General features: G+C 68.1%; 18 protein-coding genes. 13 read left to right on the forward strand and 5 right to left on the reverse strand.

Features of this window, described 5'->3' with window-relative positions:
• The 4 genes from VFC51_05450 to VFC51_05465 all read left to right on the forward strand — a co-directional run.
• A partial coding sequence (locus VFC51_05450; GenBank protein ID HZT06454.1) for an ATP-binding protein occupies positions 1-328 on the forward strand: 328 nt, incomplete at its 5' end.
• Positions 329-384: 56 nt separating this feature from the next.
• The gene (locus VFC51_05455; protein ID HZT06455.1) at positions 385-1,644 is read left to right on the forward strand and encodes a Gfo/Idh/MocA family oxidoreductase; all 1,260 of its coding nucleotides are present in this window, start codon (positions 385-387) and stop codon (positions 1,642-1,644) included.
• 293 nt (positions 1,645-1,937) lie between these two features.
• Positions 1,938-2,636 carry an anti-sigma factor gene (locus tag VFC51_05460; GenBank protein HZT06456.1) on the forward strand — a complete coding sequence of 233 codons (699 nt, stop codon included), beginning with the start codon at positions 1,938-1,940 and terminating at the stop codon, positions 2,634-2,636.
• Positions 2,637-2,667: 31 nt separating this feature from the next.
• Positions 2,668-3,243, forward strand: a complete 576-nt coding sequence (locus tag VFC51_05465) for an RNA polymerase sigma factor (GenBank protein HZT06457.1) — start codon at positions 2,668-2,670, stop codon at positions 3,241-3,243.
• Positions 3,244-3,261: 18 nt separating this feature from the next.
• Here VFC51_05465 and VFC51_05470 read toward each other — a convergent pair whose 3' ends face one another.
• Positions 3,262-4,563, reverse strand: a complete 1,302-nt coding sequence (locus VFC51_05470; protein HZT06458.1) for an MFS transporter — start codon at positions 4,561-4,563, stop codon at positions 3,262-3,264.
• A 4-nt stretch (positions 4,564-4,567) separates the two neighbouring features.
• Positions 4,568-5,668: a glycosyl hydrolase gene (locus tag VFC51_05475; GenBank protein ID HZT06459.1), complete on the reverse strand. Its 1,101-nt coding sequence runs from the start codon at positions 5,666-5,668 to the stop codon at positions 4,568-4,570.
• On the opposite strand from VFC51_05475, the gene VFC51_05480 reads away from it, so the two are divergent.
• From VFC51_05480 to VFC51_05505, 6 genes are all read left to right on the forward strand, one after another.
• Positions 5,661-7,067 carry a hypothetical protein gene (locus VFC51_05480; GenBank protein HZT06460.1) on the forward strand — a complete coding sequence of 469 codons (1,407 nt, stop codon included), beginning with the start codon at positions 5,661-5,663 and terminating at the stop codon, positions 7,065-7,067. The genes VFC51_05475 and VFC51_05480 overlap by 8 nt on opposite strands.
• A 5-nt stretch (positions 7,068-7,072) precedes the next feature.
• Positions 7,073-8,464 carry a S41 family peptidase gene (locus VFC51_05485; protein HZT06461.1) on the forward strand — a complete coding sequence of 464 codons (1,392 nt, stop codon included), beginning with the start codon at positions 7,073-7,075 and terminating at the stop codon, positions 8,462-8,464.
• A gap of 318 nt (positions 8,465-8,782) precedes the next feature.
• Positions 8,783-9,322 carry a signal peptidase II gene (lspA, locus tag VFC51_05490; GenBank protein HZT06462.1) on the forward strand — a complete coding sequence of 180 codons (540 nt, stop codon included), beginning with the start codon at positions 8,783-8,785 and terminating at the stop codon, positions 9,320-9,322.
• Positions 9,323-9,364: 42 nt separating this feature from the next.
• A complete protein-coding gene (locus VFC51_05495; GenBank protein ID HZT06463.1) occupies positions 9,365-10,675 on the forward strand; it encodes an MFS transporter in 1,311 nt (436 codons plus the stop codon).
• 48 nt (positions 10,676-10,723) lie between these two features.
• On the forward strand, positions 10,724-11,563 hold the full coding sequence (locus VFC51_05500; GenBank protein HZT06464.1) for an MBL fold metallo-hydrolase: 840 nt from the start codon (positions 10,724-10,726) through the stop codon (positions 11,561-11,563).
• Positions 11,564-11,664: 101 nt separating this feature from the next.
• Positions 11,665-12,357, forward strand: a complete 693-nt coding sequence (locus tag VFC51_05505) for an alpha/beta hydrolase (GenBank protein ID HZT06465.1) — start codon at positions 11,665-11,667, stop codon at positions 12,355-12,357.
• A 30-nt stretch (positions 12,358-12,387) separates the two neighbouring features.
• On the opposite strand, the gene VFC51_05510 is transcribed toward VFC51_05505, so the two are convergent.
• Entirely contained in the window at positions 12,388-13,635 is a 1,248-nt protein-coding gene (locus VFC51_05510) for an MFS transporter (GenBank protein HZT06466.1), read from the reverse strand.
• 156 nt (positions 13,636-13,791) lie between these two features.
• Between VFC51_05510 and VFC51_05515 the strand changes: the two genes are divergently transcribed.
• Complete coding sequence (locus VFC51_05515; GenBank protein ID HZT06467.1) at positions 13,792-14,142, forward strand: hypothetical protein; 351 nt, start codon at positions 13,792-13,794, stop codon at positions 14,140-14,142.
• A 42-nt stretch (positions 14,143-14,184) separates the two neighbouring features.
• Positions 14,185-14,595, forward strand: a complete 411-nt coding sequence (locus VFC51_05520; protein HZT06468.1) for a thioesterase family protein — start codon at positions 14,185-14,187, stop codon at positions 14,593-14,595.
• A 148-nt stretch (positions 14,596-14,743) separates the two neighbouring features.
• Here VFC51_05520 and VFC51_05525 read toward each other — a convergent pair whose 3' ends face one another.
• Positions 14,744-16,996, reverse strand: a complete 2,253-nt coding sequence (locus VFC51_05525; GenBank protein HZT06469.1) for an ATP-binding protein — start codon at positions 16,994-16,996, stop codon at positions 14,744-14,746.
• Between the two features lie 48 nt (positions 16,997-17,044).
• Entirely contained in the window at positions 17,045-17,812 is a 768-nt protein-coding gene (locus VFC51_05530) for a response regulator transcription factor (protein ID HZT06470.1), read from the reverse strand.
• A 308-nt stretch (positions 17,813-18,120) separates the two neighbouring features.
• On the opposite strand from VFC51_05530, the gene ribB reads away from it, so the two are divergent.
• Positions 18,121-18,813, forward strand: coding sequence for a 3,4-dihydroxy-2-butanone-4-phosphate synthase (gene ribB / locus VFC51_05535; protein ID HZT06471.1), 693 nt, complete (start codon positions 18,121-18,123; stop codon positions 18,811-18,813).
• The last annotated feature ends 3 nt before the right edge of the window (positions 18,814-18,816 follow it).

The raw sequence follows: 18,816 nt of genomic DNA on the forward strand, positions 1-18,816 counted from the left end.
CCACCACCTCGTCAACAACGCCCTGGCCTGCTCGCCCGAGACGAGTTCGGTCACCGTCAACGTGAGAACCGAGGCGGATGGAGCGATTACGATCGACGTGCGCGATTTGGGGGAGGGGATTCCGGCCGCCGAGCTTACTCACCTCTTCGAGCCGTTGTACCGGACGACTCGCGCCCACCGCGACGCCGTCAAGGGCGCGGGAATCGGTCTGGCCCTCGTTCGCCGGATCGCTGAGCTGCACGGCGGAAGCGCGACCGTGCGGAGCATGGCAGGCGAGGGCACCACCTTTAGCCTCCGTCTGCCGACGGGCTTCGACCAGCCGGACTGAGTGGCCGCCGTGAGCGGTCCCATACGCACATGCCATCATCTCGAGGAGGTCCCTCGATGACTCAACCAACGGCGCGACCAGATGAGCGGCCCCTTCGCGTCGGCGTAGCGGGACTCGGCTTTGGAAGCACCGAGTTCCTACCTTCCCTCGAGCGCATGCCGCAGCTTTCGCTGGAGGCCGCGGCCGACGTCAGGCCGCAGGCCCTGGACGCGTTTCGCACGCGCTATGGCGGACGGGTCTACGAACGCGTCGAAGACCTGTGCGCCGATCCCGACGTCGACGCCATCTGGATTGCCACGCCCAACCAGTTTCACGGCCAGCACGCGCTCTGGGCCGTCGAGCGCGGCAAGCATGTCGTCGTCCGCAAACCGCTCGCCTTGACCATGGAGGAATGCCAGCGGGTCGTGGACACGGCGGAGAGGACAGGCGCGCGCGTCCTCGCAGGAGCGCAAACCCAGGGCACCAACGCACTGATCAAAGAGATCCGCCGAATGATTGTCGACGGCGAGCTCGGCCGCCTGCGCGCGATCAACATGTGGGCCTACACCGGGTGGATGCTGCGCCCGCGGATGCCCCAGGAGGTGGACGACAGCCAGGGTGGGGGAATTGTGTGGCGCCAGGCTCCTCACCAGCTCGAAACCATTCGGTGGCTCGGCGGAGGCCTCGTCCGCAGCGTGCGCGCGGTGACGGGACGCTGGCGGCCAGAGCGCCCCAATGGCACCGGCTATTTCACGGCTCTGCTCGAGTTCGAGGACGGTACGCCCGCCACCATCGTCTACAACGCGTACGGCTACTTCGACTCGGTCGATCTCATCAAGTGGGGGACGGACAAGGGAATCGACGACCGCGCACGCCAGCGCAAGGCGCTCCTGAGTGGATCGATCGACGAGCCAAAACTGAAGGAGACGACGCGCTTCGGCGCCCTGATCGAGGGGCGCGAGGGCCCGCAGATCCCGTGGGAGGCCGGTACGGCATACGTGAGTAGCGACGGAGGGCCCTGGATGCCCGGCAACCAGGGCGTCTTCATCGTCAGCCTCGACCGAGGAGACGTTCGAGCTGCCCCCGCAGGACTCTATGTGTACGGCGACGAGGGCCTTCGCGAGGTTCCGATTAGCCAGCGCCGCGGGGAAGGCATGGCCTTCATGGACGAGGAAGCGATGGAGCTGTACGACGCCATTCGCCACAATCGACCGATGCTGCACGATGCTCGGTGGGGCATGGCCACCGCGGAGGTGCAGTGGGCGATCCTCGAATCTGCTCGCACACGAAGCGAGATCGTATTGAAGCATCAGGTTCCCGTGCCGACCGGTTATTGACCGCCGGCCCCGGGCCCGCGGCCACCAGGAAGCGCGTCGGGGTGAACACGCGCGCCAACATCACCGAGCTGGGCGTCTCCGCGTCCATTTCCATCACAGACCCGAGGGTGAGGGCACGCCCCATCCCAGCCTTCGGTCCCCTCTCCCCCGCGGCCGGGGGACTGTGCGCAAGTATCCCCCATGTGCGCGCGCGCCGCGCGAAGCGGCTGAGCTGAGACATTCAAGGTATAAGGAAACGGAACCATCGCTTGTGACGTATTCCATACAGGAATGCTGCGACGAGGCACGAAGAGATGGCGAGCGAGACGGCGCGGGACGCCGAACACGATGAGGAGCGCGCGGTACGTTACGCGTTCGGGCTCCTGGACTCTGGGACACGGGCGACGTTCGAGCGCCACCTCGCCGACTGCGAGCACTGCCGGGAGCTGGTCCAAATTGGACGGGACGTGGCCGCGCGACTCGACGCAGAGGCCCCTGCCGTGGACCCCGGCCCCCGGCTGAGAACCCGGATCTGGCGAGAAATCGCGGAGGAATCCCGCCGCTCGGGCGCTCGCCCATCGTTCTGGGCCCGCTTCCTCAGGCGGCCGATGGCGCGGCAACCCGCGCTCCTGGCTCCGATTGCCGCGGTCTTCGTTGTGGCCCTCACATTGGGCGCAGTGCTCGGGCGGCAGTTCACCCTCAACGAGGCGCTGCTCGTGGTTCCGCTGGCCGGCTCTGCAGGCGGCGACTCCCACGTCATCATCCACCGGTCGGGCGCGACGGAGGTCGCCCTGCGACACGTCGCGGACCCCCCGCCAGGAACCGTATACGTGGCGTGGGTGCGGGCGCCCGATGGACCACCGGTCTCGGCCGGTACGTACGACGATGGCAACGGAACTTTTCCGCTTGCCATCTCCGCCCTCGGCAAAATCGTAGAAATCACAGTAGAAGCCAAACCGGGGGCATCGACGCCGTCCGCCGCCCCCATCCTGAGCGCGCCTGTCGTGCCCTGACGCGGCTGCGACCGCTCTTCGAGGATCAGGGATGCAACAGAGCGACAACCATCAGTCATCGGCTCCGCGGGGTGACAAGTCGTCCGCGTCGCGCCTCGCGTGGTTCGATTCGCTCTATGCGGCACACCATCGGCGGGCATTCGGGCTGGCACTGAGCTTCCTGGGCAATCCCCGCGACGCCGAGGACACGGTCCAGGAAGCGTTCCTCTCGATTTGGCGATCACAAGCGTGCCCGGATCCGTCCGGCGAATCAACCCTGAGCTGGCTGCTCGCCATCGTCCGGAACCGGTCCATCGACGTGCTTCGATCACGAAAGCGGAAGGAAACGTATCCCCTCGACCCCGACGTCGACACCGCCGACTCCATTGATGTGCCCATCGAGGTCGAGCGCCGCACAGCGCAGCGCCACGCGCATCGGATACTGGAGCGGCTTCCCGTCGAGCAGCGCCGCGTGATGGAGCTGGTCTACTTCGAGGGACTCACGCACGCGGAGATCGCCGAGCATCTCAATCTTCCGCTGGGAACTGTCAAGAGTCGGATCCGCCTGGCGCTGGAGCACCTTCGGCTCTACTTCCCGGCGCGCGAGGACCCGCCGATCTCGGCGTAGCGCGGCCCGGCCAGATGGTCAGAGCCTGCGGATGCTGGGCTGCCACGCCAGCACGCCCACCACCATGGCGAGGCTGCCGAGCCCGATCGTGGCCATGGCCGCGGCCGTCGAGGTGGAATCCGCGAGGGCGCCGACGAGCGGAGCAATAATCGTGCCAGCGGAGCGAAAGCCGCCATCGAGGCTCATGACGCGCCCGCGCAGCTCCTTCGGGGTAGCGGCGAGGAGCAGCCCGTTGTTGGCAGCCCGGAACGACGTCTGCGAGCCGCCCGCCAGCATCAGGCAGGCGGCCGCCGCGGCAACCAGCGGCAGCGCGCGAGGGAGCACCCCGATGGCGCCGAGCCCGAGGAGCGCGCCGCCGTTGAGCAGCCCTGCCGCCACGAGCATCCGCCCGCCCCGGGCCGCGGTCCCAAGGGAAGCCACGGCCAGACCGCCGAGCAAGGCGCCGAGACCCGCGAAGCTGTAGAGCGCGCCGTAGGCCGCGGCGCCCTGGCCGAGGGTCTCCTTCACGTAGGCGACGAGCATCGCCTGGTACGTGAAACCGATGGTGAGCGGGCCGGTCCCAATGACAAGCTGGGTGATCACGCGCCGATTCTGCGCGACGAACGACCATCCCTGGAGAAACGATGCGACTGCCGACGACTTCGCCCTCGCCACGCCCTCGCACACGTTCATCATCCGCGTGCTCGCGATCACGGCCACGTATAACGCTGCGCAAGCGGCGTAGCCCCAGCCACCGCTACCGGTCCACTGAATGAGCGCCGCGACGGTGATCGGCGATCCCATCCGCGTGGCGTTGGTCGCCACGGAGTTGAGGGAGAGGGCGTTGATGATCAGGTTCTCGGGCACGAGCGACGGCACGAACGCCGTTCGAACCGGTTGGTTGACGGCATCGGCCAAGGAGAGAGCGACCGCGCTCGCATACAGGTGCCAGAGCGCGAGGTTGCGGGACAGGGCCAGCGCGGCCATGGCCCCATAGCAGGCGAACGTCCAGGCCTGAATCAGCGTGAGGAGGCGGCGCTTGTCGATGCGGTCCGCCAGCACGCCGCCCCACATTCCCACAATCAACGACGCCATGCCCCGGGTCAGCTCGAGCGTCCCGAGCTGAAACGCCGATCCGGTCAGCTCGAGAGCGAGCCAGCTCCGCGCCACGCGCTCGCCGAAGCCGGCCGACGATTGGCAGAGCTGGCCGATCCACAGCAGCCGAAACTCACGGTGCGCGAGGGCCTGGAACGGGGTACGAAGGCGCGCGCGGAAACCCCGGAGGCGCGGGGATTTCTCCGCGCCTCCGGGGCTCTGGATACCTTTTACTTTTGGTGGCACGCGCTCAGCGCGCGGCGGCCAGCGCCGGCTCGTCTCCGCGAGGGATGTTCCGAAAGTGCCCGGCTTTGGACACGGCGGGGAGGCCATCGGCAATCCTGGCCCAGGTATCGCCCTGGTCGCCGCTGTAATACACCTCTCCGTCGGTATTCGCGGCGGCGAGGGCGTAGCCGCCCGCCCAGACTTCCATGATGAGGGCCTCGAAGTTTCCGTGCACGTGCTCGGGAAGCCCGTTCTCGAGTCGCTCCCAGGTCCTCCCCGCGTCCCGGCTGCGGGCGATTCGCGAGTCGGCCGTCATCGTCTTCCGCCACCCGCCCGGGCTGCAAAAGGACCCGGACGTGTACAGGAGGTTCGCATCGTGGGGGTGCACGACGAAACCGTCCGGGTACGAGATGCCGACCGGTGCGGGCGCCAGATGGGTCCACGTCTTACCCGCGTCCGGGCTATGCCAGATGCCCTCGCCGCCAGTGGTGTAGAGGCGATCCGGCGCGGTGGGCGGAATAATGATCCGGTGCACGTCCTCGTACACGCCGGGTAGGTCGCGGAACGTGCGTCCGCCATCCTCGCTCTTGAGGGCTCCGCCGACCTCGATGCTGGCGTAAATGACGTCGGCAGAGCGCGGGTCAAACGAGATGTGCTTGACGTGCCCGATATGGGGCGGGGCGGGAAACGTCCATTTATCCACCGTGGGGACCGATCGCACGGCCGGCAGCGCTTCCCAGCTCGCCCCCAGATCGGTGCTGCGATAGAGATGCGCCGGCTCGCTGCCCGCGTACAAGCGGACCTGGCCGTCCACTTCAACGCAGCTCATCGAGTAGATATCCTTGAACTCGATGCCGTCATCGCGGCGCTGCCACGTCGCGCCCGCATCCAGGCTCGCGTAGATTCCGTCTTTGTGCACGCCGGCGAACAGCGTGCCCCGGCTCGGCTCGAACAACAGCGACGACACGTGCTTGCCCTGGAGGGTTCGTCGTCGCTCCGACCATTCCGACCCGGGAGAATTCCGGCTCAGGAGCACCACGCCATCCACAGTCCCGACGAGCAAGTCATTCGAAGGGTGATCGCTCTGGTAAACAGTACTTCCGCCGACCGACAGGCAAATGGTCATCCGAGCACCTCCGATTTCATCGTTCGGATTCCGTCGTTCGATCCTACACTTCGCGTCTACGGGCGACAAGCGCATCGGCGGACATAACGCGGCGATCTTGTACTATTTCGCCATGCGCAGGCTCCGCATCGTCGTCCAGCTCGCAACCCTTTTGGCCATTACCGCCATCGCGGCGCCGCCCGGGCTCGCGCAGGACGCGATTCCGGGCGCAGGGCTCGACCTCATCCAGCAGCGCGTGAGCCAGCTTCGCCACCTGGACTTCTCCTCGCCGGTCCGGGTCGAGATCGTCTCCAGGGATCGACTGCGATCCCTCAACACGGAGATGTTCTTCCGCGACAACACTCAGCGCGAGCTCGACGCGGAGCAAACGCTGCTCGAGACGCTCGGCTACATCCCGCCAGGCGTGGACATGGTGCAGGTGGTCCTCAATCTCCTGGGCGACGAAGTGGACGGCTTCTATGACACGGTAACGAAGACGATCTACGTCGTGTCCGACGAGGCGGAGAACCTCGATCCCAGCGCGATCCTGGCCATCGCGCACGAGTACACCCATGCGCTCCTCGACCAGAATTTCGATCTGAAAGCGAACGAAGACGCCCGCCGCGCCAATAGCGACCAAACCCTGGCGTTCCAGGCGCTCGTCCAGGGCGACGCGGGGATCGCGCAGGCGCTGTACGCGGGGCGTTACCTCTACGACCGAACGACCGGGCAAGACGCCGACAGCGAGACGAGCGACTCGTCGTTCCTGCAGGCGCCCCTCATCCTCCGGCGCGAGCTGATGTTCCCCGAGGACAACGGGGTCGACTTCGTCGTCGATGCCTTTCTCGATGGGGCGTGGGGCGCGGTCGATGATTTGTGGGCGAATCCGCCTGCCTCGACAGCTCAGGTGCTCCACCCGGAGAAGTATCTGGCCGGCCAGGGGCCCGTCACCCTCCCCCTTCCCGACGTCCGCAGCGCGCTGGGACCCGGCTGGACCGAACTCGACGAGAACACCCTTGGAGAGCTCGACATCCGGACCCTCATCGAGCAGTACTCCGACCGCGACATCGGCGAGCGAGCGGCCGAAGGCTGGGCCGGTGACGACTACGCGCTCCTGCGACGGGACAGCGACGGGGCGGCCGTCTTTGCCATGCGGACCGTCTGGGACACAGTCGACGACGCGAAGGAGTTCGCGACTGCCTACCAGCTCATCGCGCGAGCGCGCCACGGGGCGAAGCTGGAACGGCTGCCGGCGGTGGACGTTCCCGTCACAGGACCGGCGCCAGACACGGTTTGGGCGGCGACGGGCGACAACGTGACCCACGTGCTGATCCGGGACGGAAAATACGTTGCCCTCGTCGTGGCCACGGACCCCATCGGCCTTTCGATCGCCGAATCTCTCAGGCCTACGAGCGAGTGAACACCATGACTCCGAACCGATGTGCTCCCCATCGACGCAGAACGCGCGCCTTTCCGGCGACACTCATCGCCGCGCTGCTCCTCTTGGTCGTCGCCGTTCGCCCAGTCCCGGCATGGGCGGCAGCCGCCTGCGGTGACAGCGCGCTCGGGCAGCAGAGCCTGGACCTCGTCGAGCAGGCCTACAACGACTTCACCCTCTTGTACTTCGAGCCGATCCCGCCCGCCGACGTGCTCCAGCCGGCGCGGGACGCGGCGGACGAGGCCATGGGAACGGCGCCGGAGACCGAGTTCGTCACCGACTGGATGGATTTCCAACAGCAGTTCTGCGACGCGTGGGGCAGTCTGGCCGAAGACGCGTCCCCTGACGCCGTGGCCCATTCGGCCATCGACGCCATGCTCACTGCCGTGCACGAGGCCCACACCCAGTTCTACACGCCGACCCAGTACCAGGATTACCTCCAGGCACAGTCGGGCGACGTGCACTACGTGGGGATCGGCGCGCAGCTCAAAGGGGATCCCCTTACCGTCCAGCGCGTATTCCCGGACAGCCCCGCTGAGAAGGCCGGGCTCAAGTTCGGGGACAAGATCGTCGCCATCGACGGGCAGCCCGCATCCGACCTCGATCCCGCTGACGCCGCGGACTTGATCCGGGGCGAGGAAGGGACGGTCGTCCGCCTCACGATCGACCGCCCTGGCGCCACGGGCCATCGGGAAATCGAGGTGCGTCGGGGAGCGATCCACGTCCCGGTCATCCAGTCGCGGGTGACGGACAACATCGGCTACCTGCAGATCGAGGACTTCTCGTCGGGAGACCTGCCCGCCAAGGTCAAGGCTGCGCTGGAGTCGCTCAGGAGCCAGGGCGCCCGAGGCCTCGTGCTCGACCTGCGCGGCAATCCGGGCGGGCGAATCGACGTGGGAACGGCGATCGCGGGCTACCTCCTCCCCGCCAACGCGCCCATCTATCAGGAGACCATTCGGCGCGGCCAGACGGTGACCGCCACGGCCTCCGGCCAGAGGATCTGGGACGGGCCCATCGACGTTCTCGTCGACGAAGGAACGGCGTCGATGGGAGAGATTCTGGCCGCCGCGCTCCAGGAGGATGTCGGCGCCAAGCTCTTCGGCGTGCAGACGGCCGGCGCGGTGGCAGGCAGCGTCGTCCTCCCCCTGGCTGACGGCTCCGCCGTCCAGATCACCATCGAGCGGATCGATTCGGCCAAGGGAACGGTGCTGAACAACGTCGGCGTGTCGCCGGACGTTCGCATCGACACGACGCTCGGCGCGGCCGGGGAGGTGGTGGACCAGCCGCTCGACGCCGCGATGTCGGACCTCCGGACCCGCACCGCGTCCCACGGGCCCGCGACGGCCCCTGCATCGACCGTGCGTCCCAACCCCCAATAATTCGTCCCGTCTCCCCCGCGGCTGGGGGTGAGGGTGAGGGGGCTCGCCCCATCCCAGCCTTCGGTCCCCTCTCCCCCTGTGGCCGGGGGAGAGGGTGAGGGTGAGGGGGCTCGCCCCATCCTAGCCTTCGGTCCCCTCTCCCCCGCGGCCGGGGGAGAGGGTCAGGGTGAGGGGGCTCGCCCCATCCAAGCCGTCCCCGAGACGCCGGATCGCACTGCGGCGCGGTATGGGTTCGCGGTACCATGACCTGATCAGACTCGCGGAACGGGGGACCCACTGAAGGACAAATCGCCCGACGCTGGGCTGCCCGAACCGACAGTGACCGGGCTGCTCGCCTGGCGCGCCCTCTCCTTTGCCGCGCCGCTCCTCGCAGTCATCGCCCTCGATCGCGTGTCGAAGTGGTGGGTGCGAGAGACGATCTGGGAGCCCGCTCGCACGATCGTGCTCGTGCCGGGGTGGCTCGAGCTGACGCCGGTGAGGAATCGCGGCGTGGCGTTTGGATTGCTGCAGGATAGCGGCGGGCTTCTCGCCGTGGCCGCGGTGGTCGGGCTCGCTATACTGGGACTTCGGAGCTGGCGCCAGCTCCTCAAAGCGCCCGCTATCACCCGCGTCGCCCTCGGGCTCATCGGTGGTGGGGCGGTGGGGAACCTGGTAGATCGCGCGCAAGTCGGCTACGTCACCGACTTCATCCGCGTGCCGCACATCGAGCTGTTCCAGGTCTTCAACGTCTCCGACGCGGGCATTGTGGTGGGCACCGCCGCGCTCGTCCTCTCCATCGCGTGGAATGACGTGCGCGGCGGGCGAAAGCCGGCCGCCCAATCGGCGCGGAGGCCCGAGGAGGCGATCCGCGAGCCGTAGCGGTCGCCATCGGCGCATATCGTTGGGTTTTGGAGTCGCCACGTGGGAGAGCCGCGCCCGCCGCGAGACGCCGCGGCGCCGCGCCCCGCCGAACCGGTGATGGGCGCCGTCGGCGGCCCGATCGGATTGCTGGCCCGCTGGTCAACCTTTGAGGCCTTCCAATTCCGGGAGTTTCGCCTCCTCTGGTTGGGTCAGCTCGGCAGCGCCATGGGCCAATGGATGGACCAGGTGACGCGCGGCTGGCTCATGTATGACCTGACCGGATCGGCGTTGCAGCTCGGCCTGGTGAGCGCTATTCGCTTCTTCCCCATCCTGCTGCTCTCGCCCCTCGCGGGCACCGCTGCCGACCGGTATGGCCGCAAGACGCAGCTCATCGCAGATCAGCTCACCAACGCCACCCTCAACTTCATCCTCGCGACCCTCGTGATCACGCGGCACGTGCAACCCTGGCACGTGTACGTGACGGGATTTCTCGTGGCGGTCCTGCAGGTGTTTCAGCAGCCGGCCCGGCTGGCGATGGTCCCCGAATCGGTGGATCGCGCGCACCTGACGAACGCGATCGGGCTCAACTCCATCGCGTTCAACTCCAGTCGAAGCCTGGGCCCTGCCATCTCGGGCGCCATCGTGGCGGCTGTCGGGCCCGGCGGCTCTTACATCGTTCAGGGGCTCATCTACGTCTTCGCGTCGCAGTGGACGGCGCAGCTCCGATTGCCCAACAAGCCGACGCACGCCCGCTCGTCGACCCAGACGTCGTCGATGGCGGCCGCCACACTGGAGGGATGGCGCTACATCATCCGCGATCCCATCATTCGGTCCGGCATGATGATCTCTTACGTCCAGGCGCTGATGGGCGTGCCCTTCGCCACGCTGCTGCCGGTGTTCGCGCGGGACATCCTGATGGTCGGGCCCGAGGGACAGGGGCTGCTCCTCACAACGATGGGCTTTGGGGCGCTCGGCACCGCGTTTCTCATCGCGGCGGTGGGCGACCGGCTGCCGAAGGGCTGGATGCTCGTCGGTGGGATCATGACGTATGGCGTTGGGCTCCTCGTATTCAGCCAGTCGCTGGTGTTCGGCCTGTCGCTCGCCGCGATGGTGGTCGTCGGCAGCTCCGGGGTGACGGCCGGCGCCCTCGTTCAGACGGTGCTCCAGGCCCACTCCCCGCCACCCCTTCGCGGAAGGATCATGGGCGTGTTTCAGCAGGCGCAGATCATGAGCACCGTGGGCGGGCTCCTCACCGGGTCCTTCGCGACGCTGTTCGGGGCCCAGCGGACGGTCGAGGGAATGGGTGTCGCCCTGGCCGCGTGCTCCGCGCTCATTTTCCTGACCATGCCGTCGATCCGAGACATCCGGTAGGTCGACCGCACGCGGTACACTCTGCCGCAGCGCGAGGAGGGAGACAGCATGGCGCACCGAATCGACGTCGGCGACGTGCAGATCATCTCGCTGTTGGACGTGGGAAACTGGACCCTCGCCGGCTTTTTCCCAACCGTACCGGCGGAGCTGTGGGAGGAGTACCGCGCCATCTATCCGGATGCGCTGCTGGAGCACAACAGCATCGCCACGTCCGCGACCTGCTACGCCGTACGGTCACGGTCCCAGACGATCCTCCTCGACGCGGGGCTCGGTCCTGGCCCGCACGAGCGCGCGGGAGGCCAGCGCGGCCAGCTCCTCGAGGAGCTCCGGTCGGTCGGGATCGCGCCGAGCGATGTGGACGTGGTCGCCATGACGCACCTCCACCGCGACCACGTCGGCTGGAACGCGCTGCTCCATGAGGGCGGTGCCAAGCCCACCTTTCCCCGCGCGCGCTACCTCGCGCCCCGGAAGGACTGGGCGCACTTCGAGCGACCGGAGATCCGGGAGCGGTCGCCATACCTAGCCGGAACGATCGCCCTCTTCGAGAAGGGGCTCATCGAGCTGGTCGACGGCGAGCACAGCGTGAGCGCCGAGGTCACCCTCGTCCCGACGCCGGGCCACACGCCCGGCCATCAGGCGGCGATGATCGCCTCGCGGGGAGAGCGGGCGATGGTGATCGGCGACGTCGCGCATACGCCACCGCAGGTACAGGAGATCGAATGGAGCGCGAGCGCCGACGTCGACGCGGAGGCGGCCTGCCGGACCCGCCAGGCGACGTTCGACCGCGCCGAGGCGGAGCGCCTGCTCCTCTGCGCGAACCACTTCCCCCATCCGGGGTTCGGGCGTCTCGTCCGTCTGAACGGGCGCCGAGTCTTTCAGGCGTTGTAGGGATTCCGAAAGACCCACGAGAACCGTTCGCGCTGGGCCCTTCGACAACCCAAGGGCGAACGGCAATGAGCATTCGGCGAAAGCCACAACGGGAGCGAGAAATGGCCACGTACGTCCTGATCCACGGGTCCTGGCAGGGAGGATGGACCTGGAAGCCGGTTGGGCTGCGGCTCCAGGCAGAGGGCCACCTGGTGTATCGGCCGAGCCTCGACGGCTGCGCGGAGCGGGCCCACGCCCTGCGCCCCGAGATCACCCTCGACACCCAAGGGGCCGAGGTGGCGCGGCTGATGTTCTACGAGGACCTCTCGGACGTGATCCTGGTGGGGACGAGCAGCGGCGGGATGGTCATCGCCCGGGCGGCCGAGCTGGCGGCGGACCGGATTCGGCGGCTGGTGTTCGTGGACGCGTTGTGTCCCATGCCCGGAGAGACGGTCGCCGCCATCAACAACCGCCCGCCGCGCGACCCGAGCCTGCTGGCCGACGGGCTTCCACCGGACCAGGTACGGGCGCGGGCTTTCGCCGACCTCGAGCCCGCCATGCGCGAGTGGGCCGTCGCGCGGTACACGCTCCATCCACGCGCGCCGACGGAGGAGCCGGTGGACCTACGTGAGTTCTGGTCCCGTTCATGGCGGGTGGACGTGCTGCGTGGGAAGCGGAGCCCGCAGCCATCCGAGGCGCACCAGCGCCGCACGGCGGAGAAGCTGGGCGGGACCTACACCGAGATCGACGCCGGCCACTACCCGATGCTCACGAACGTCGACGAGGTCGCGCGCTACCTGCTCGCGATGGCGTGAGCTTTCCGGCGGTTGGCGCCGTCGCGTGCCTTAGGCCGCTCCGACGCGTGCCGTCTGGCGCGGCTTGAGCCGCAGTGGGATCAGCAGCAGCACGCCAACCAGGTACGAGACCGAGATGACCCGGGTGGCCACTTCAAAGCCGGCGTTCTGCATGATGGCGCCCATGAGGAGCGTCCAGAAGGGCGCGCTGATGAACCCAATCGTGAAGTAGATGCTGTAGGCGGCATCCTCCAGCTCCTCGCCGGCGTAGTCGCCCACCATGGCCTGCGTGATCGCCCCGCGTGCCTGCACCACGAGACCGTAGATCGCGAGGTTGAGGAGCAGCAGCGCGCCAAGAGAGCCCTCGATCCCCAGCCACACGGTGGCGATGGCCGTGAGGATCAATGACGCCTGCATCGCCAGCTTCCGCGGGATCCGGTCGGAGATCCATCCCCACGCCAGCGGCCCGACGAGCCCGCCGGCGTTCACGATCGTGAGAAGCGATGCGGCGATGGCGCTCTCGATACCCAGGTCGTGGATGAAGTGCGGCACCAGATACGTCTGGTTGATTCCACCCCCGCGGCCAGCGGCCCCCACCATCATGAGCGCGCTCACCAGCATCAGGTCCCGGTTCTTCAGGCACGCCACGTACGCGCCCCAGCCCGCGCGCCCGCGCGCCCGATGGCTGTCCGAGGGGCGCACGACGTCCCGGAGCCAGAAGTACGAGAGGCCAATGAACACACTGGGGATCCCGATGATGATCACCACGATCCGCCAGTCGAACACGGCCAGCATCACCGCGGCCAAGAGCGGCGCGATGAGCGTCCCAACGTTCCCTGCCGTGTTGTGCAGCCCGAGCGCGCGCCCGCGCGACGCGCCGAAATAGGTCGAGAGGATCGTCGAGCCGACCGGATGCTGCGGGCTGGAGCCCGCGCCCGCCATGGCCCGCCAGAATACGAGCTGCGGAAAGCCCGTGACCGTCGAGGTCGCGATGCTCGCGAGCCCGAGTAGCGTGTTCCCCGCGCCCAGGATGATCGACCGCTTCACGTACTGCGCGATGACGCCGTAGGTTGCCTGCAGTCCGTTTGACACGAGCGTGTTGACCGTCTGCAGCACGCCCAGCTCCGCGTACCCAAACCCCAGCGGCCCCATCATCACGGCGAACAGGATCGACATCATCGAGCTGTTCATGTGGTTGATCGTGTGCGAGAGATTCACGATCCCGAGCACCCAGCGCTTCTGACGCTCGACCGCCCGCTCGCTCAGAACGGCGCTCGCAACCTGAACGTCTGCAACCATCAACGATCTCCTTGAACACAGACCTCACCAGGTCTGCCGCGCACCAGTTTCGAAGTCAGAATAACTCCCACGGCGAAGCATTTCAACTTGCGCTTGGCCTCCGACCGCCCCTGCTATACTGCCCCCGACCGCCAGGGACGGAGGGCGAACAACCCCATGGCTCGACTCGTATCCGCTGCCATCAGCAGCGTCTCGGCGCTCGCGCTGGCCGTGCTCGTCACTGCTCCCGCCGTCGTTCACGCCGATCCACGTGACTTCACCCTCGTGAACAACAGCTCCGTCGAGATCGACTACGCGTACGTGTCCTCCAGCTCCATCAACGATTGGCAGGACGACGTCCTGGGGAACAGCGTCCTCGAGCCGGGCGGCTCCATCCAGATCACCTTCTCCGATTTCAAGGAGGGGGACTGCCAGTACGACATCAAGGTTGTCGGGAAGAGCGGTGAGGAAGGCTACCTCTACGCCATCGATCTCTGCTCGACCGCCACGGTCACGTTCACTGACTAACGTGCGCGCCCATCCTCGGCGCCCCGCGCGATCGTCCGCCTCGTGAGCGATGTCGTGGACGTGGCGGTGCGCGTCCGCTACGGCGAGACCGACCAGATGGGGATCGCCTACCACCCGAGCTACTTCGTCTGGTTCGAGATCGGGCGCACCGAGCTGCTCCGCCAGCGCGGTCTCGCCTATCGAGCGATGGAAGAGGAAGACGGCTGCTTCGTCGTGGTCACGAGCGCCTCGTGCGACTATCGCGCCCCCGCGCGCTACGACGACGAGCTGACCGTGCGAACTCGGGTCTCCTCGGCGAACAGCCGCCGGATCGCGTTCGCGTACGAGATCCTCGCCCAGGATGGGCGCGTCCTGGCCACCGGCGCGACGAGCCACGTCATCACGGATCGTGGGGGAAGGCCTCGGCGCCTTCCCGAGCGCTACCTTCGCGCCCTGGCGCCGTCGGCCCGGTAGTCGTCACCCCCCTCTCTTCCCGCCGCCGTCGAGGGAGAGGGAAGTTCCACCCCCTCCCCTGCCACAGCGGGGGGGGAACGTCGCGCTCTTCGGCGTCGATCGGTCCGGGTTCACCTCCCCGGCCACAGCGGGGGAGGGCGGGGGGACATCACCCCGCCTCGTCTGTCGCCCGACGAGGGGAAGGGGGTTTCTGCTCGCCCCATGCCCGCTCCTCGGGCTCCAGGGGAAGCGTCAATCGGACGGTCGTGCCGCTCCCGGGCGCGCTCGTCACGACCATCGTTCCGCCGATCACGGCCATCATCGCGCTGTGCAGCTCCAGCCCCTGCCCCGTGCGCCCGTCCGTCCCGCGCGCCGCGCCGTCCGACCCGCCGCCCGGCGCTCCGACGCCCGCCCCCATGCCCATGCCGTCGTCGGCCACGCGAAGGTCGAGCTGGCCATCTCCGACCGTTGCCGCCACCGACAGGTGGATCGGAGCCGACGCTGGGTCGGCGCTGCCGTGGCGCGCGGCGTTGCGAGCCGCCTCTCGCGCCGCGCCGAACAGCACCTCCGCCTGGAACGGCGAGAGCGCGGTCATCGCGCGCTCCGCCTCCGCGTCAATGCGCCACAAGACCTGGGCGAAGGCATGTCCGAGATCCCCTTCGACGGCATCTCTGAGGACGGGCAGGAGCCCGACCTGGGCGATGCGCGCAGCGGCCGTTGGTGGCATCGTGCGCAGGAGGCTCGCGATCTCCTGGTGGGCATCGGCGATCAGCCGGGCCACGTCGGAAGACGCGGCGCTCATCGTGGCGCGTCGACCGCTCCGCGCGTGGTCTGCCGAGCCCGCTCGGCTTGTCACCGACAGGAGGGCGGCATGGAGGAGAGGAAGCACGTCGTCGTGGAGGGCCCGGCGCGTCCGCATGTCCAGCACCTGGCTCTCGGATAGCCGCTGACGCGCCAGCGCCATCAATCTCCCCGCGGTGACTGCCGTCGCCTCCATGTCGATCAAGCGCTCGCCGGTGGCGCGAGCGATCTCGATCTCTTCCTGCGTGTAAAGCCCGTCGTCACTCTTCGGCCCGAGCAAGAGCGCGCCGAACAACCCTCGGCTGCTCCAGAGGGGCACGCCCCAGATCGCGCCAGCAAACGCATCCGGCTCGAGCGCGACGCACATCGTCTGCGGCGATGCGAGCCGCTCCACCAGACGCTCGATCGCGGAAGGGGAGATGGCCGGGCCCGCCTCGGGCTCGGGGAACGTCAGCGGGCTCCCCGTCAACGGCGCCGCCGGGCCGAGGGGGATGAGATAGGCGCGCCGTGCGCCCAGCACGTCCTGGCAGAGCGCGACGAACGGATGCATCGCGCCCTCGTGCGCGCCTCGGCCCGTATCCGCGAGGAGGCGCTCGTAGAGCCGCTCGCTCGTGACGAAGGGCCGGAGCTGGGCGATGCTCGCTTCGCGATCGACGTACACCCGCCAGCTATGCAACGCGTAGAGCGCGGTCACCACGCCGGTCGCGAGCATCAGGCGAAAGATCGGGTCGATCGGCAGCTCGAGGCTCGCGGCCATCAGCCCGCCGAAGCCGGCGGCCAGGACGAGGCTGTTTCTCCACTGACGCGAGAGTCCCCCGCGGGGGAGCGCCTTGCCCGTGAACACCTCGTAGGACACGACCGCGCGCCCGAGCAGCACGGTGGCCAGGGCGAGCAGGCCCGAAATCGCGACGTCGAACGCCTTGAGCATGGCAACGGTCTGGGCCGAGAAGAGATCCAGCTCGCCGACTGCGACCGCGTGCAGGACCCAGCTTGCCATCGCGCCGACCAGCACGCTGGACCCGAGGAGCACCACGGATACGCACAGCAGCCACGGGCGTGCCCGGCGCCGCGCCAGGTCGCCCATGAACCGATTCGACACGGGCGGGCGACGGAGCGCCGCGATGGCGAGGCCGATGCAGACGGCGCTGTATGCGGGATAGAACAGCACGAGGATCGGCACGCCGCCCAGCTCGGCGCCACCGGACCGGCGCTGGAGGAGGTCGACGAAGCTCGGCAACGGGCTGACGAAGAAGATCGGAACGAGCCCGACGAGCCCGATCGCCCCCAGGAGAATCGCCGCGACCCGATGGAGGCGCCTCGTAAAGGCGGACGCATACCACGCCACCATGACGTACCAGAGGTACGGAGGGCTCACGAAAGGGATCCATCCGACTCGCCACCAGAACTCCATCTCACCGTTGAACGTGCCGAGCTGGCGGCTCACCACGGTGGTGTGGCCGGCGAAGAAGAGCCCTCCCACGACGAGCCCGCCTCCGGCGACGAAGGTGCCCCAGCGACGCTCTTCGGCATTCAGCAGCACCGAGAGCCCGAGCCACAAGATGGCGATGGTGTTGAAGAAGGACAGCGAGCGGACGGCCCAGTCGAGCACCGCCACGCTCATCGCTGGCGCAACCCGGTCCCGCTCGGGCGGCCCATCACCGTGCGGCGCCTATCGCCCCGGCGGCCCGGCTGCCCGCTCGGCAAGAGGATACGGGGTGAGGTCGCCGTGGGCGCCGACCGCGCACACATGCCCGTCGGCGTCCCATCTCAGGAGCCGCCCCTCCCGAACGATGATGGCGACCCGCGTCCGTGCGACCTTCTCGTCGGTCGCGCTGTCCGACAGCCCCCAGGCGGCGTAGATCTGCCCGTTCGTCCTGCTGATGGTCCGCTTGTCCCGAAATCCCATGCGCGCGGCGATCTGCTCGTTGCTCAACCCGTCGGCCAGCATGCGGGCGACGGCTTGCTCGCTGGGCTCGAGGAGCGCCATGGGCGACTGCTCGTCGCGCTCGCGCACCTCCTGCACCCGGGACTCGATCTCGCTGTCGATGAAGCTGCGGCCGGCCACTGCGTCCTTCAGCAGCGGAACGATCAGCTCCGGCAGCAGGTAGTTCGACTTTCGAACGTACGCGTAGTGGCTGAGGATCCCCGAGCGGAGAAATGCCCGGTAGTGCGCGTCGTCGTCCTGGATCGAATAGAAGACGACCGGATGCCGCGGAATCTCGCGCCGAATCGCGATCGCCGCGGCGATTCCATCCATGGGCCCGTCCAGCTGCACATCCATGAGGGTGGCGGTGGGACCGTGCTCGAGGCACGCCGCGACCGCTTCGTCGCCCCGGCCACACGCTTGGACGACGGAAACGGCCCCGGTGGCGTCGAGGCCTGCGCGCAGCGCCGGCCGCAGCCGCTCGTTGTCCTCCACCAGCAAGACCTTCAGCATTCCGTCTCCCGCAGAAGGCTACTCAAGAGGGCAAGCAGGAGGCAAGCACTCGTGTGCGCGCTGCAGCGGATCTATGTGCCGTGACTTCGTTCCTCAGACCGTCGCGCCGGTCATGTTGGCTCTGCGAATCTGTGTCGGCTCGATGGCGGCGTCCGAGATCGCCGGGAAGGGGGCGGGTCGCCGCCGTGAACGGCGGGCCTGAATGGCGGACTCCCTCCCCTGTCGCGGCTGGGGAGGGCAGGGGTGGGGCGGCGGGAAAAAGTTGACCCCGCAGGGGCGAGACGAATTTTCACACTCCAGGAGGCATCGTGATATCCATCACTGCATCTTGCGGTCACGACCGATGGGGGTTCGCGACCGTGGATGAGGCCGCGCGCGCGTTCAGGAGCGGCGGCTTCGTCCTCATCGTCGACGACGAGGAGCGGGAGAACGAGGGAGACCTGACGGTGGCGGCCGAGCACGTGACCGCCGAGACGATCGCCTTCATGGCGACGTATGGACGCGGGCTCATCTGCATGCCGATGACCGGGCCGCGTCTGGACACGCTGCGCATTCCCCTCATGATCCCGGAATCCGTGGACCGAGGAGGCACGGCCTTCACCGTGTCGGTGGACGCGCGCGGCGGAACGTCGGGCATCTCCGCGCGTGACCGCGCCCGCACCGTTCGCGCCCTCATCGACCCGGCCACGTCGCCGGATGACCTCATTCGGCCGGGTCACCTCTTCCCGCTCCGAGCGGCGCCAGGGGGCGTGCTCCAGCGGCGCGGTCACACGGAGGCATCGGTCGATCTCGCGCGAATCGCGGGCTGTTTCCCCGCCGCCGTTATCTGCGAGGTCATGAAGGATGACGGGACCATGGCGCGCCGTGACGACTTGGTGATCTTTGCCCGCCGACACGGGATCTGCGCCATCACCGTCGATCAGGTCGTGGAGTGGCGGCAGACCCACGAAATTCCACGTCGCCAGACAAGCGATAGCCTCGCTCCTGCCTATACTCTCTGAGGC

It is taken from the genome of Chloroflexota bacterium, assembly GCA_035652535.1.
Classification (GTDB): Bacteria; Chloroflexota; UBA6077; order UBA6077; family SHYK01; genus DASRDP01.

Bases quoted from the DNA above. Each gene is read 5' to 3' on its own strand.
- VFC51_05500 (HZT06464.1), top strand. From the start codon at position 10,724: ATGGCGCACCGAATCGACGTCGGCGACGTGCAGATCATCTCGCTGTTG.
- VFC51_05515 (HZT06467.1), top strand. From the start codon at position 13,792: ATGGCTCGACTCGTATCCGCTGCCATCAGCAGCGTCTCGGCGCTCGCG.
- VFC51_05475 (HZT06459.1), bottom strand. From the start codon at position 5,668: ATGACCATTTGCCTGTCGGTCGGCGGAAGTACTGTTTACCAGAGCGAT.
- VFC51_05455 (HZT06455.1), top strand. From the start codon at position 385: ATGACTCAACCAACGGCGCGACCAGATGAGCGGCCCCTTCGCGTCGGC.
- VFC51_05485 (HZT06461.1), top strand. From the start codon at position 7,073: ATGACTCCGAACCGATGTGCTCCCCATCGACGCAGAACGCGCGCCTTT.
- VFC51_05465 (HZT06457.1), top strand. From the start codon at position 2,668: ATGCAACAGAGCGACAACCATCAGTCATCGGCTCCGCGGGGTGACAAG.
- VFC51_05510 (HZT06466.1), bottom strand. From the start codon at position 13,635: ATGGTTGCAGACGTTCAGGTTGCGAGCGCCGTTCTGAGCGAGCGGGCG.
- VFC51_05505 (HZT06465.1), top strand. From the start codon at position 11,665: ATGGCCACGTACGTCCTGATCCACGGGTCCTGGCAGGGAGGATGGACC.
- VFC51_05480 (HZT06460.1), top strand. From the start codon at position 5,661: ATGGTCATCCGAGCACCTCCGATTTCATCGTTCGGATTCCGTCGTTCG.
- VFC51_05525 (HZT06469.1), bottom strand. From the start codon at position 16,996: ATGAGCGTGGCGGTGCTCGACTGGGCCGTCCGCTCGCTGTCCTTCTTC.
- VFC51_05530 (HZT06470.1), bottom strand. From the start codon at position 17,812: ATGCTGAAGGTCTTGCTGGTGGAGGACAACGAGCGGCTGCGGCCGGCG.
- VFC51_05460 (HZT06456.1), top strand. From the start codon at position 1,938: ATGGCGAGCGAGACGGCGCGGGACGCCGAACACGATGAGGAGCGCGCG.